Consider the following 14313-nt stretch of genomic DNA (forward strand, 5'->3'; position numbering starts at 1 on the left):
AAGGTGAAGGCCGGTGGCGCAGAAGTTGCGATGGGCTCGCGCCCGGGCGCGAAACCCGTCAGAGTGGGGCCATGACAGAGGCGGTTTTCATCGGGTCCGGCATCTATCGCGGTTCCACCTACGGCGCGCTGCATCCGCTGAGCATCCCGCGGGTGCCGACGGTGATCGACCTCTCGCGCGCGCTGGGCTGGCTGCCGCCGGGGCGCTACCGGGTCTCGCCACGGGCCAAGCCGGTGGCGCTGCAGAGCTTTCATACACCGGGCTATATCGCCGCGCTGCAGGCGGCCGAGACGGCGCAGGCGGTCAGCGCCGAGGCGCGCGCGGCGCACGGTCTGGGCACGCTGTCGAACCCGGTCTACGCCGAGATGTTTCGGCGTCCCGCCACCGCTGCCGGCGGCTCGCTGTTGGGGGCAGCGCTGTTGCGCGATGGCGGCGTGGTCTTCAACCCCGGCGGCGGCACCCACCACGGCATGGCGGACCGGGCGGCGGGGTTCTGCTATCTCAACGATCCGGTGCTGGCGCTTCAGGCCTTCCGGGCGCAGGGGCTGACGCGGATCCTCTATCTCGATGTCGACGCGCATCATTGCGACGGCGTCGAGGCGGCGCTGGCGGGGGCCGGGGACATCCGGATGATCTCGGTGCATGAGGCGAAGCGCTGGCCGTTCACCGGCGCGCTGGCGGACCGGGCCGGGGGCGCGGCGCTCAACCTGCCGGTGCCGCGGGGGCTCAATGACAGCGAATTTGCCCGACTGCGCGACCGGGTGATCCTGCCGGCGATCGACCGGCTCGATCCGCAGGCGATCGTGCTGCAATGCGGGGCTGACGCGGTGGCCGAGGATCCGCTGGCCCGTCTGTGCCTGTCGAACCGGGCGCATTTCGACCTGGTGGCGCGGCTCCTGGGCGCGGCGCCGCGGCTTCTGGTGCTGGGCGGTGGCGGCTACAACCCCTGGAGCGTCGGGCGGCTCTGGACCGGGGTCTGGGGCGTGCTGAGCGGTCAGGACCTGCCGGACCGGCTGAGCGGCGAGGCGGCCGAGGTGCTGCGCGGCCTGCGCTGGGTGCGCCAGCGCGGGGCGGTGCCGGGCTATCTGACCGAGACGCTGCTGGACGCGCGGCGCGACGGGCCAGTGAGGCCGGAGATCGAGACGCTGGCCGAGGTGGCGGCAGGGATGGCGCAGGATTGGGACTGGAGCGGGTAACGGGAATTGAACCCGTAACTTAAGCTTGGGAAGCTCGCGTGATACCTTTTCACCATACCCGCGCTCTGGGGGCTGGAAATAGCGCAGCCTTTGGCGATCCGCAAGAGGCATGGCGCGGCGCTGCGGGCAGAAATGCCGCGTCGGCCGGACCCGGAGGCCCGGCCGGCAAGGCTCAGTTCAGGTAGTAGTTCCAGTAGACCGAGACGACACCCATCCTGGCATCGACGTCAAAGGATTCGTTGAAGTTGCTGGGCGAGCTGGAGCCGTCATGTTCCATAGTGCCGAAATCGAAATGGCGATAGTTCATACCGACCGAAAACCGGTCAGAGATCTTGTAGCCCAAGCCGACACCGGCGACATACCCGGTGCGCTGTTCTTCGCTGTCGAACTCTTCGTTGAGAACGTTGTCGGTGTGATTGATGCCGACCAGCGCACTGGCGACACCGGCCTCGACATAGGGCTGCCAGCGCCCGCGCGCCAGGCCAACCTGACCGGTCAGCGCCAGCGGATTGCGGATCCGGCCGGAGAACTCGTCAGAGCCGAAATACGGGCTGTCCGCGGTATGCTCGAGGTCAAGAACCATGCCGCTCAGCTCGAGGCCGAGCACCAGATTGTTGGATGTCTGCCAGCTGTAGCCCAGTTGCATGCCGGCGGCGCCGCGCTCTATCTCGACATCGAAGTCGTCGCCGGGGGCAAAAGCAAAAAAGCCGCCGTTGTTGTCTTCCCAGTCCAGGTGGCCGCGGGCGTAATTGGCGCTGAGGCCGCCGTGAAACCCGCTCCAGTCGGCAACCTGCGGGGCCGGGATCGGGATCGGGATCGGCGCCACGGGGGGCGTCGGGTCGAGGCCCGCGGCCTGGGCGCCGCCGGCACAGACAAGCGCGGCAAGAAGCGCGCCGAGGGGAATGCGTGAAAGTCGGGAAGTCATGTCAGGATCCTAATCTTGTGTGCATGGAGAACGTCAGGCCGCGGCATCCCTGGGTCGACTGCCTCGGGCCGACACGCGCGGAGCGGGACGGTCTTCGGACGGGGAGTCGGATCTCCATTCAACACGACTCATGCGTGTGAAGGTGATCACATTTTTTTACTGACTGCGATGCGTTGCCCTGACGTCACACTGGGTCGGAGGGCCTTGTCACAAGGGGCCTGCTTTGACGGGTCGGCGGGGCTCAGCGCCGCCGCCGCCGTCTGCGCCCGCCGTCGCCCTCGTCTCCGCCGGTGTTGAAGCTGACCTTGGGCAGGGTGACCAGCTTGAGCAGCTCTGGAAAGGGATCGGTGGCGTGGGGGATGGCGTTGGCGTTGACGAAATGCTCTTGGAACTTCGGCTCGATCGCGGTCTCGACCTTGGTGATCTGGCGCACCACGCGCTCGATCTCCTTGCGCGAGGCGACATTACAGAGCGCGATGCGCGCGCCGGTGCCGGCGGCATTGCCGGCACTGGTCACCTTGTCCAGCGGCACGTCGGGGATCATGCCCAGCACCATGGCATGCAGCGGCGAGATATGCGCGCCGAACGCCCCGGCCAGCACGACGCGGTCAACCTTGTCCACGCCGCGGGTGTCCATCAACAACCGAGCGCCGGCGTAAAGTGCTGATTTCGCAAGTTGAATGGCGCGAATGTCGCCTTGGGTCACGGTGATGCGCGGACCGCCCTCGGCGCTGGCGTCATGGATCAGATAGGCATGCGTCCGCCCCTCGGGCACCGAGCGTTCGGTGCCGGTCTTGTCGGCGCCGCCGATCAGGCCAGAGGCGTCGACCAGCCCGGCCAGCCGCATCTCGGCCACCGCCTCGATGATGCCCGAGCCGCAGATGCCGGTGATGCCGGTTGCCGCCGTGGCCTCGGTGAACCCGTCCTCGTCTGACCAGAGATCGCAGCCGATAACCCGAAAGCGCGGCTCCTTGGTCTCGGGGTCGATGCGGATCGCCTCGATGGCGCCGGGAGCGGCACGTTGGCCCGAGGAGATCTGCGCCCCTTCAAAGGCCGGGCCGGTGGGCGAGGAACAGGCCAGCACCCGGCTCTTGTCGCCGAGCAGGATCTCGGCATTGGTGCCGACATCGACCATCAGCGCCAGATCCTCGGATTTGCCGGGCTCTTCTGACAGCGCCACCGCAGCGGCATCGGCGCCGACGTGGCCGGCGATGCAGGGCAGCACATAGGTCTTGGCGCGCGGGTTGATCGCGGTGAGGTCGAGCTCTTTCGCATCGAGCCGCAGCGCGTTGGAGGTGGCCAGCGCAAAGGGCGCCTGACCCAGCTCGACCGGGTCGATCCCCAGAAGCAGGTGGTGCATCACCGGGTTGCAGACAAAGACCGTCTCGACGATCAGCGCCGGGTCGATCCCGGCCTCCCTGGCGATCTCCTCGAACAGGGTGTTGAGCGCCTCGCGCACCGCCGCCGTCATCTCGGCCTCGCCGCCGGGGTTCATCATCGCATAGGAGACCCGGCTCATCAGGTCCTCGCCAAAGCGGATCTGCGGGTTCATGATGCCAGAGGACGCCTTGACCTCGCCGGTCTCGAGATCGGTCAGATGCGCCGCGACGGTGGTCGAGCCGAGGTCGATCGCCAGACCGTAGAGCCCGGCCTCATGCAGCCCCGGCCAGATGTCGATGACGGTGGATTTCTCGGCCTGGTGGTCGCGGTGCAGCGCCACGGTGACCGTCCACTTGCCCTTGCGAAGAACCTTCTGAAGTTTGCCCATCAGGCTAAGATCGGCGCGCAGCCCTTTGACCTCCCACTGCTTTTCAAGCGCGCGTTTCAACCGCTCGAAATCGCCGGTGGGTTCGTGCATGTCGGGTTCCTCGACCTCGACGAAATAGAGGCGCGTCGCCGGGTCCATCACGATCACCCGGGCGCTGGCGGCCTTGCGCACCACCTGCTTGTGCACCTGGCTCTCGGGCGGCACGTCGATCACCACGTCGGACTGCACCTGTGCCTGGCAGCCCAGACGCCGCCCGGGTTTCAACCCGCGCTTCTGGTCATAGCGCCCCTCGACCGCGTTCCACTCGGACAGCGCATCGGGTGCGACGGTGACGCCGTGCTTGGAGAACTCGCCGACGCCCGGCGTGATCTGGCACTTGGAACAGATGCCGCGGCCACCGCAGACCGAGTCGAGATCGACCCCCAGCTTCCGGGCGGCGGTCAGGATCGGCGTGCCGGCCGGAAAGCGGCCGCGTTTGCCGGAGGGGGTGAAGACGACGAGGGGGTCTTGGGAGGCCATGGGATTCTCTTTTCACGCGTTTCGCGCGACTATAGGCACGACAGCCCTGAGCGAAAGGCCCACAAGCGGCAGGCTTGGCGGCGGATGCGTCAGCGCGCCGGGGCCGCGTCGAGCCAATGCAGGATTTCACCGCGGTTGCCGTCGAGATCCGGGGCCGGGCGCCGGGTGGTGCGGTCCTCCATGCCCGAGAGCTTGATCGGGTTGCCGGCGGCGGTAAAGGCGTGGCGGCCGTTGCGGTCGAGCACGTCGACCACCATCCGCCGCGCCTCGATCTGCGGGTCCTTGAGCACCTGCGCCACGTCCTGGATCGGTGCCGTGGGAATGCCCGCCGCGGCAAGCTTGGCAATCCAGAACGCGGCGGTGTTGTCGAGCGTCACCGCCTCGATCAGGCGCTTGAGGAGCCGGACATTCCTGCAGCGCTCGGGATTGGTGGCAAAGCGCGGATCCTCGGCGATCGGCAGGTCGAGACAGACGCAGAGTTTCTCGAACAGCGCGTCGTTGCCGGCGGCGATCACGAACAGCGCGTCGGAGGCATGAAAGGTCTCGAACGGCGTGATCGACGGATGACGCGCGCCGGTGCGGCCCGGCGGCGTGCCGGTGGCGGTGGTGATCGCGATGGCATGTTCGAGCATCGCCAATTGGCTGTCGAGCATGCTGATATCGATCTTGCGCCCGCGGCCGGTGCTCTCGCGGTCATAAAGCGCCGCCAGCACCCCCTGCGTCAGGTACATGCCGGCCATCAGATCGCCGACCGAGGCGCCGACGCGCACCGGCTCGCGGCCTTTCTCGCCGGTGATCGACATCACCCCGCCGCGCGCCTGCACCACCATGTCATAGGCCGGGCGCCTGGCATCCGGGCCAGTGTGGCCAAAACCCGAGACCGCGCCGTAGATCAAGCGCGGAAAGGCCGCGTGCAGATCCGGCCAGCCATAGCCCAGCCGCTCCATCACCCCGGGGCGAAAGTTCTCGACGATCACGTCGGCGCGCTCGAGCAGGCGGTCAAAGACCGCACGGTCGGCCTCGGCCTTGAGATCGAGGGCGATGCTTGTCTTGGAGTGGTTGAGGGCGGCGAAATAGGCGCTCTTGCCGTCCTTGAACGGCGGATAGGCGCGGGTGTCATCGCCGGTGCCGGGCCGTTCGACCTTGATCACCTTTGCCCCCAGATCGGCCAGCGTCATGGTGGCAAAGGGGCCGGCCAGCACATGGCTCAGGTCAAGCACGGTCACATTGGCAAGCGGATTGGGCATGGACGATTCCCCGGCAAAGGTGGTCTTGGGCAGTATGGCCGTGAATTCACCCCGCTCGGCAAGGCGGCAGGCGGAGCCCGGCTGAAATCGGCCAAGCGCCCGCCGGCGCGGCCCTGAAATCGGGCAGAGAAACCGGCTTTCGGATGGCGCCGCCTCTGGTATACCATCCGCCGAACCCATTGCCTGCCCCGAAGGAACGCTCTCTGATGTCCGACCTGATCTTTGCCGACAGCCTCTCGCGGCTGGGAACCGAAAGCGCCTTCATGGTGCTGGCGCGCGCCTCGAAACTGGCGGCAGAGGGCCGGGACATCATCAACCTCGGCATCGGCCAGCCGGATTTCCAGACGCCCGAGCATATCGTCGAGGCCGGCATCAAGGCGTTGCGCGACGGCCATCACGGCTATACCCCGGCCAACGGCCTGCCGGCGCTGCGCGAGGCCGTGGCGGCGGACCTGCACAAGCGCCACGGCGCGGACGTGAACCCCGACAACGTGGTGGTCGTGCCCGGCGGCAAGCCGACGATGTTCTTTGCGGTGCTGATGTTCGGCCAGCCGGGCACCGAGATCATGTATCCCAACCCGGGCTTCCCGATCTACGAGTCGGTGATCAAGTACTCCGGTGCCACCCCGGTGCCGATCCGGCTGCGCGAAGACAATGGCTTCGCCTTCTCCGCAGAAGAGGTGCTGGGCCAGATCACCGACAGGACGCGGCTGATCATCATCAACTCGCCCGCCAACCCCACCGGCGGCGTCACCCCGCGCGAGGAGATCGACAAGCTGGTCGCCGGGCTGATGGAGCATCCGCATGTGGCGCTGATGTCCGACGAGATCTATTCGCAGATGCTCTACCACGGTCAGGAACATGTCAGCCTGCTGCAATATCCCGAGATCCGCGACCGGCTGATCCTGCTCGACGGCTGGTCCAAGACCTATGCGATGACCGGCTGGCGGTTGGGCTTTGCGGTCTGGCCAGACGCGGCGGTCGACCATGTCACGCGGCTCTGCATCAACGACCACTCCTGCGTCAACGCGTCGGCGCAATATGCCGGTCTCGCCGCGCTGACCGGACCGCAGGATGCGGTCACGGCGATGGTGGCCGAGTTCGACAGCCGCCGCGCGGTGATCGTCGAGGCGCTGAACGATCTGCCCGGCGTGCGCTGCAGCGATCCGGGCGGGGCGTTCTATGCGTTCCCCAACATCGAGGGCACCGGCATGAGCGCGATGGAGGCGCAGAACCGCTTTCTCGACGAGGCCGGGGTGGCCACGGTTGCCGGCACCTCCTTCGGCGCGATGGGCGAAGGCTACCTGCGGTTCTCCTACGCCAATTCCGAGGAGAACATCCACAAGGCCATCGACCGCATCCGCGCCATTCTCTAGGCGGTCACCGCGCCGCCCATCTCTGTCGCTTCCTCGTGAAACGGGCAGGCGACGCAATGCCCCGGCGCCGCCTCGAGCAGCGGCGGGCGTGCCTCGGCGCAGACCTCGCGGGCGATCGGGCAGCGGGTGCGAAAGACGCAGCCCGAGGGCGGGTCCATCGGCGAGGGCAACTCGCCCTTGAGCACCGGCCGGTTGCGCCGCTTCTCGAGCTTGGGATCGGGGATCGGTACGGACGAGATCAGCGCCCGGGTATAGGGATGCTTGGGGTCGCCGGTGACCTCGGCGGCGGTGCCGGTCTCGACGATCCGGCCAAGGTAAAGCACGTCGATCCGGGTCGAGATATGGCGCACGACCGAGAGGTCATGGGCGATGAACATCAGGCTCAGCCCCATGTCCTTTTGCAAGCCTTTCAAAAGGTTTACCACCTGAGCCTGAACCGATACGTCAAGCGCGGAGACCGGCTCGTCGCAGATCACCAGCTCGGGCTCGGTGATCAGCGCGCGGGCGATGCCGATGCGCTGGCACTGGCCGCCCGAGAACTCGTGGGGATATCGGTTCTGCAGGTTGGGCAAGAGCCCCACGCGTTCCATCATCTCGCCGACGCGGCGGCGCTGTTCCTTGACGTCAAGGTCGCCGCGATGGGTCTTCAGCGGCTCGGCGATGATCTGACCGACGTTCATCCGCGGGTCGAGTGCGGCCAGCGGATCCTGAAACACCATCTGCACATGGCGGCCATGGGCGCGGCGTTCGGCCGGGCGCAGCCCGGTGATGTCCTTGCCCTTCCACAGAACCTGGCCACCGGTGGGCTTCACCGTGCCGACGATGGCGCGCGCCATCGTCGACTTGCCAGAGCCGCTTTCGCCGACAAGGCCCAGCGTCTCGCCGCGGTTGACCGTGAGGTTGGCCTTTGACACCGCCTGCAGCTTGTCCGGCGCGGTCCAGGGCATTGCGCCGCGTTTGGCGATGTCGAAGGTGACATCGAGATCGCGGGTTTCCAGCAATACGTCGCTCATCGGTGCACATCCTCCCTTGCGGCATGGCAGGCGCGGTGGCGGTCGCCGTCGAATTGCACCAGCTCCGGCATCCGCAGCGGGCAGGGCTCATGCGCCAGCGGACAGCGCGGCGTGAATGGACAGCCGGCGGGCAGGCCCAGAAGGTCGGGCGGGTCGCCGGGGATGGTCAGCAGGTCCTCCTGCGGGATGTCGAGCCGGGGCACCGCGGCCAGCAGGCCGAGGGTATAGGGATGCGACGGTTCTTCGAAGAGCTTCTCGGTCGGACCGGTCTCCATCACCCGGCCGCCGTACATCACCATGGTGCGTTCGCAGCTGTCGGCGACAATGCCAAGGTCATGGGTGATCAGGATGATCGCGGTGCCGAACTCCTCGCGCACCTCGGTCAGCAGTTCCATGATCTGCGCCTGCACGGTGACGTCGAGCGCGGTGGTCGGCTCGTCGGCGATCAAGAGCGCCGGACGACAAAGCAGCGCCATGGCGATCATGATCCGCTGCCGCATGCCGCCGGAGAATTCATGCGGGTACATCCCCAGCCGCCGCTCGGCATCGGGGATGCGCACCGCGTCGAGCATGCGGGCCGCGTCCTTCATCGCCTCGCGTTTCGACTTGCCAAGGTGAAGTTGAAGCACTTCAGCCATCTGCGTGCCGATCTTGAGGTACGGGTTGAGCGAGGTCATCGGGTCCTGGAAGATCATCGCCACCCGTTCGGCGCGCACCTTGTTGAGCTTGGCCTCCGGCAGGTTGAGGATTTCCTGACCCTCGATCTTCACCGAGCCCTCGGAGCGGCCATTGCGGGCCAGCAGGCCGAGCATGGCAAAGGCCAGCTGGGTCTTGCCAGAGCCGCTTTCGCCGACGATGGCCAGCGTCTCGCGCGGGTCGAGGTCGAAGGAGATGCCGTTGACCGCGCGCACGGTGCCGTCTGGCGTGTCGAAGCTGACCGTCAGGTCACTGACAGAGAGAAGCGGGCCGGTCATCTCAGCGATCCTTCGGGTCGAGCGCATCGCGCAGCCCGTCGCCGACAAAGAAGAAGCCGAAGAGCGAGACGACAAAGAAGAAGAGCGGTATCAGAAGCATCCAAAGTCCCTGGCGCATCTGGTCCGCGCCTTCGTTGATCAGCGCCCCCCAGGAGGTCAGCGGCTCCTGCACGCCGAGCCCGAGGAAGGAGATGAAGCTTTCGTAGATGATCATCGAGGGCACCAGGAGCGTCGCATAGACGATCACCACGCCCAAAAGGTTGGGCACGATGTGGCGCAGGATGATGCGGAACGGGTGCACGCCGGTGGCAATGGCGGCCTCGATGAAGTCGCGACCTCGGAGCGAGAGGGTCTGGCCACGGGCGATCCGCGCCATGTCGAGCCAGGAGATCAACCCGATGCCAATGAAGAGCATCAGGATCGACCGGCCGAAGACGACCAGCAGCAGGATCAGCACGAACATGTAGGGAACGGACATCAGCACATCGACCACGCGCATCATCACGTTGTCGAGCCTGCCGCCGAAATAGCCCGAGACCGCGCCATAGATGGTGCCGACAAGCACCGCGATCAGCGCGCCGACGACGCCGACCATCAGGCTGATCTGCGTGCCTTGCACGGTGCGGGCAAAGAGGTCGCGGGCCTGGGCGTCGGTGCCGAACCAATGGCCGGTTTCCGAGCAGGGCGGGATCTCGTTCGACGGACCGGAGAGGAAACAGGGGCCGCCGGCGTCATCGACCTTGCCGAGGAGGTTCCAGTTGATTTCCTCGATCGAATGCTGCGCCACCAGCGGGCCGAAGATGGCAAAGGCGGCGACGAGGCCGAGCACCACCAGCCCGCCGACGGCGGCGCGGTTGCGGAAGAAGCGGGCCCGGGCATCGGCCCAGAGCGAGCGTGGCGGGCCCATCGGCGCCGAGGCGGCGAGGGCGGCGGATTGGGAACGGGAAACAACCATCGCGTCAGTACCGGATCTTGGGGTCGATCCACGCGTAGAGGATATCGACCAGCAGGTTGAACAGGATGGTGAGCGCGCCAAGCAACACCGTGATCCCCATCATCACGCCGTAATCGCGGTTCAGCGCCGAGGCGACAAAGAACTGGCCGATGCCGCCGGTGGAGAAATAGAGATCGATCACCACCGAGCCGGTGATCATGCCGACAAACGCCGGCCCGAGATAGGAGATCACCGGCAAGAGCGCCGGTTTCAGCGCGTGGCGCAGCACGATGGTGCGGCCGGGCAGGCCCTTGGCCCGCGCGGTGCGGATGAAGTTCGAGGTCATCACCTCCAGCATCGAGGCGCGGGCGATCCGCGCGATCGAGGCCATGAAGGAGGTCGAGAGCGCGATCACCGGCATGATCAGGTATTCGATCTGCCCGCCCTGCCAGCCGCCACCGGGCAGCCAGCCGAGCCAGACGGTAAAGATCAGCACGAGGATCGGCGCCATCACGAAGTTGGGCAGCACCTGCGCGCCGATCGAGATGCCGACGGCAAAGTAATCGAGCCAGGTGTTCTGCCGGATCGCCGCGACGATGCCGAGGGTGCCACCGGCAACGACGGCGACGAGAAAGCTCCAGAAGCCATAGGTCAGCGTGACCGGAAAACCCTGTTCGATCAGGTCGTTCACGTCCTGGTCGCGGTACTGAAAGGAGGGGCCGAAATCGAACTGGGTGACGATGTTCCAGATATAGGTGCCGATCTGGGCAAGGAAGGGACGGTCGAGCCCGTATTCCCGCTCGAGGTTGGCCAGCACGGCGGGCGGCACGCCGCGATCGGAGGCAAAGGGGCTGCCCGGCGCGGTGTACATCAGGACGAAGGTGAGCACGATCAGGATCAGCAGGACCGGGATCGCGAACAGCAGTCTGCGAAGGATGAAGGCTATCATGATATGGATGTAGCGCCGGGGCGGGCAAAGTCACCCGCCCCGAAAGCCCCGATTACTCGGCAACCCGGTAGATGTCTTTCACGTACCAATTGTTCTCGGCGTTCTCCATCGACCAGTTCTTGATCGTCGGGTCCAGCACGAAGTTCTGGGTGTAGTGATAGATCGGGATGATCGCCATGTCGCGGGCGAGCACCTCTTCGGCCTGGGTATAGAGCGGCTGCGGATCGTCGGCCTTGGCCGCCTCGTCCAGCAGCGTGTCGAATTCTTCCGAGACGTACTTGCCGTCATTGTTGGCGTTGTTCGAGGACAGCAGGTCGAGGAAGGTCGAGGCCTCGTTGTAATCCGCACACCAGGCCGAGCGCGCGAGGTCGAACTGCTGGTTGCCGCGGATGTCGAGATAGCTTTGCCATTCGTAGTTCGACAGGGTGATGTTGACGCCCAGCGGCTTCCACATCTGGCTGACCGCGATGGCGATCTGCTTGTGGTTTTCCGAGGTGTTGTAGATCAGGTCGAGATCGAGCGGGTTGTCCGGGCCGTAGCCCGCCTCTTTCATCAACTCCATCGCTTTTTGCATCCGTTCGTCCTGCGACCACTCGGAATAGTCGATGGTCGGCAGTTCGAAATCGGCGGTCGCCCAATGGGTAAAGCTGTAGGCGGGCGCCTGTCCGGCCTGCAGGATCTGGTCGACGATCACCTCGCGGCGCACCGCGTAGGAGAGCGCCTTGCGGACGTTCGGATCCTTCAGCGCCTCATGGCCGCTCTCGGACTGGTTGACGGTATAGTAGTACGAGCAGAGCCGCGGCACCGCGTGGGCGGTCTCGGGGCTCTCTTCCTCGAGGTCGGGGTAGGAGCCGACCGGCAGGTCGTCCATCATGTCGAATTCGCCGGCCTGGAAACGGCTCAGCGCCTGGTTGGCGTCATTGATGACATAGCCCACCACCTCTTCGATGATGACATCCTCGGCGCCCCAGTACTCCGGGTTCTTCTCGAGCCGGAAGAACTCGTTTACCGCGATCTCGGCCAGCTTGTAGGCGCCGTTGACGACGATGTTCTCGGGGTCGGTCCAGTCGTTGCCGTGTTCCTCGATGGTGGCCTGGTGGGTCGGCATCAGGGTGTAATGCACGGCCATCTGCGGGAAATAGGGCAGCGGCTGGGACAGGGTGACCTCGAGCGTGTGGTCATCGACGGCGCGCACGCCAAGCGTGTCGGGCGCAGCGTTGCCCTCGATGATCTCCTTGGCGCCTTCCATCTGGGTCAGCTCGACATACCAGGCGTATTCCGAGGCGGTCGCCGGATCGGCGGCGCGGCGCCAGGCGTAGACGAAGTCATTCGCGGTAAGCGGATCGCCGTTCGACCACCTCGCATCCTCGCGCAGCTTGAAGGTCCAGGTCTGGTTGTCCTCGGACGACCATTCGGTGGCGACGCCGGGGCGCAGCGAACCTTCGGCATCCTGGGTCAGCAGCCCTTCAAAAAGCTGGCGGGCGACGTGGCCGCCGGCGGTCTCTTCGATCAGCTGCGGATCGATGGTCGGGAACTGGTCGAGCAGGCGGTACTTGAAGACCTGGGTCTCGGCCAGGGTCTCGCCGGTTTCGGGGTGAGTTTGCTGGGCGGTCAGCATCGTGCCTCCGGCCAGCAGCACGGCGGTGGCCGTGGTCAACATCAGGTTGCGGGTCATATCGAGATCTCCCTTTCTCGCGATTGCCTCGGCCTCTTGCAGCGGGCCCGTGTAACAGGACGCAAGCATCCGCATGTCTGCATCGTTAGTCCAGCACTGTGAGCGCTCACGCTCAGGTTGACGTCGCGCTGCCCCGTTAGAGAGGCGATATTCCGCCGGCCCGGCTGTCAGGACTCGGCGGTGAGATGCAGGCTGTGGCCGCCCAGCTCGCGGAAGGCGCGCTGACGGCAGCTGAGCACGATGATCTGCAGATCGCCGGCCTGACGGTGCAACGCGTCGAACATGCGCTCGATCCGGTCGTCGTCGGTAAAGACCAGTGCGTCGTCAAGGATCACCGGCGCCACCCGTCCGGTGGCTGCCAGGAGCCGCGCAAAGGCCAGCCGCACCAGAAGCGCCACCTGTTCCTGAGTGCCGCCCGACAGCACGGTGATCGGCTCTTCGCGGCCATCGCGCACCAGCGCGTCGGGCAACAGCGAGGCATCGCCCCAGGTCAGCTCGGCTTCTGGCCAGAGCAGGTGGAGCAGCGGTTTCAACTCTCGGGCGATCGGGCTGAAATAGCGTTCGCGGGCCTCGGTGCGGGCCGCTTCCAGCGCCGCCTCAAGCCGGGTCAGAACGTCTTTTTCATGCGCGATCCGGGCCAGCGCGGCCTCGGCGCCCTCGAGTTCCTGACGGGTCTCTTCCAGCCGTTCCTCGACCGCCTCGCCCGACGAGCGCGAGATGCGTTCGTCGAGCCGCGCCAGCAGCGGTTTGAGCCGGGTGATCTCGTCGCGGGCATTGGCCTCGACGCCGGCGGCGCGTTTCAGCGCGGCTTGGGTGCCGGCAAGATCGGGCGCGTCGCGAGACGCCTCGGCATGGCGCGCGGTGGCCGTCTGCAGCGTAGCCTCGGCCGCCTGCAGCTGCTGCGCCAGCGCCTCTTTGGTGGCCTCGCCCTGGCGGGCGCGGGCCTCCTCGGCGCGGTTCAGACGGTCGGCGAGCGAGGTCAGTGCGGTCTCGCTGCGGGTCGACTCGTTGCGGGCGTCGGCAAAGCGTTCGGCGGCGGTCTGCTGGGCGATGCGGGCGGCGTCATAGGCGTCTTTCGCGGCCGCCAGTGCGGCCTCGGCGGCCTCGGGATCGGGCGCCTCGGCGCTCTCCTCGGGCTGCGGGATCGCGGCCAGGGCCCGGCGCAGCGCCTCGATGCCATCCGGGGCGAGGCTCTTGAGCACCGCGCGCGCTTCGCCGGCCAGACGCTCGGCTGCGGCGCGGGTCTCGCCGGCCTCCCGGGCGGCCTCGACGGTCTCGACACCCTGCGCCTCGAGCGCCTTCGCCAGCGCCTGCGCCGCGGCCTCGACCGAGCTGTCGTCGTGGCTCTCGCCCGGAAGCACCTCCAGCGTGCCGATGCCGGCGAGGGTCAGCCGGGTGGCGCGGGGCAGGGCGCGCGCCGCGCCCTCGGCCAGCGCATGGTCGCCGTCGCGGATCGCGCCCTCCCGGCCGGGGTCGTAGCGGGCGATGACTTGGGTGGCAGTGGCGTCGCGGGCGGCTTTGGCAGTGGCATGGGCGGAGGCGAGCGTCTCGAGCCGGCGCAGCGCCTTGTCGTCAGGACCATGCTGCGCGGCGGCGGTGGCCTCTTCCATCGCGCTGCGGATGGTCTCGGCCTCGGCAATCCGCTCGGTCAGGGCCCTGCGGCGGTCGGCGCCCTCGCGCGCCGCCTGGGCGCGCAGGGCCGCCGTGCGCTGCGCCTCGGCCGCTGCCAGCGCCGCC

The 14313-nt window shown here is 66.9% G+C and carries 11 protein-coding genes and 1 tRNA gene; 2 read left to right on the top strand and 10 right to left on the bottom strand.

Annotation, left to right across the window (positions count from 1 at the left end; genetic code table 11):
- The first annotated feature begins 71 nt into the window (after nucleotides 1-71).
- Nucleotides 72-1196 carry an acetoin utilization protein AcuC gene (locus VOI27_RS11880; protein ID WP_323765564.1) on the top strand — a complete coding sequence of 375 codons (1125 nt, stop codon included), beginning with the start codon at nucleotides 72-74 and terminating at the stop codon, nucleotides 1194-1196.
- Here the strand turns inward: VOI27_RS11880 and VOI27_RS11885 are convergent.
- From VOI27_RS11885 to VOI27_RS11900, 4 genes are all read right to left on the bottom strand, one after another.
- A tRNA-Gly gene (locus VOI27_RS11885) sits at nucleotides 1185-1258 on the bottom strand. The genes VOI27_RS11880 and VOI27_RS11885 overlap by 12 nt on opposite strands.
- A gap of 110 nt (nucleotides 1259-1368) precedes the next feature.
- Nucleotides 1369-2121, bottom strand: a complete 753-nt coding sequence (locus VOI27_RS11890) for an outer membrane protein (RefSeq protein ID WP_323765565.1) — start codon at nucleotides 2119-2121, stop codon at nucleotides 1369-1371.
- Between the two features lie 241 nt (nucleotides 2122-2362).
- Nucleotides 2363-4408, bottom strand: a complete 2046-nt coding sequence (locus VOI27_RS11895; RefSeq protein ID WP_323765566.1) for an ASKHA domain-containing protein — start codon at nucleotides 4406-4408, stop codon at nucleotides 2363-2365.
- A gap of 89 nt (nucleotides 4409-4497) precedes the next feature.
- Entirely contained in the window at nucleotides 4498-5655 is a 1158-nt protein-coding gene (locus VOI27_RS11900; protein WP_323765567.1) for a CoA transferase, read from the bottom strand.
- Nucleotides 5656-5861: 206 nt separating this feature from the next.
- On the opposite strand from VOI27_RS11900, the gene VOI27_RS11905 reads away from it, so the two are divergent.
- Nucleotides 5862-7031, top strand: a complete 1170-nt coding sequence (locus VOI27_RS11905) for a pyridoxal phosphate-dependent aminotransferase (protein WP_323765568.1) — start codon at nucleotides 5862-5864, stop codon at nucleotides 7029-7031.
- Here the strand turns inward: VOI27_RS11905 and VOI27_RS11910 are convergent.
- The 6 genes from VOI27_RS11910 to VOI27_RS11935 form a co-directional block, all read right to left on the bottom strand.
- Nucleotides 7028-8044, bottom strand: a complete 1017-nt coding sequence (locus VOI27_RS11910; protein WP_323765569.1) for an oligopeptide/dipeptide ABC transporter ATP-binding protein — start codon at nucleotides 8042-8044, stop codon at nucleotides 7028-7030. The two genes, VOI27_RS11905 and VOI27_RS11910, sit on opposite strands and share 4 nt — an antisense overlap.
- Nucleotides 8041-9018, bottom strand: a complete 978-nt coding sequence (locus VOI27_RS11915; RefSeq protein WP_323765570.1) for an oligopeptide/dipeptide ABC transporter ATP-binding protein — start codon at nucleotides 9016-9018, stop codon at nucleotides 8041-8043. Before VOI27_RS11915 ends, VOI27_RS11910 begins: the two co-directional genes overlap by 4 nt.
- 1 nt (nucleotide 9019) lies before the next feature.
- Complete coding sequence (locus VOI27_RS11920) at nucleotides 9020-9973, bottom strand: ABC transporter permease subunit (RefSeq protein WP_323765571.1); 954 nt, start codon at nucleotides 9971-9973, stop codon at nucleotides 9020-9022.
- Nucleotides 9974-9977: 4 nt separating this feature from the next.
- Nucleotides 9978-10901 (bottom strand): oligopeptide ABC transporter permease OppB, encoded by a 924-nt coding sequence (gene oppB, locus VOI27_RS11925; protein WP_323765572.1) that lies wholly within the window; start codon nucleotides 10899-10901, stop codon nucleotides 9978-9980.
- Between the two features lie 52 nt (nucleotides 10902-10953).
- The gene (locus VOI27_RS11930) at nucleotides 10954-12576 is read right to left on the bottom strand and encodes a peptide ABC transporter substrate-binding protein (protein ID WP_323765573.1); all 1623 of its coding nucleotides are present in this window, start codon (nucleotides 12574-12576) and stop codon (nucleotides 10954-10956) included.
- 167 nt (nucleotides 12577-12743) lie between these two features.
- Nucleotides 12744-14313: ATP-binding protein (locus VOI27_RS11935; RefSeq protein WP_416374672.1), on the bottom strand; the 1570-nt coding region annotated here is incomplete at its 5' end.

It is taken from the genome of Marinovum sp. (assembly GCF_034669705.1).
Lineage (GTDB): Bacteria > Pseudomonadota > Alphaproteobacteria > Rhodobacterales > Rhodobacteraceae > Marinovum.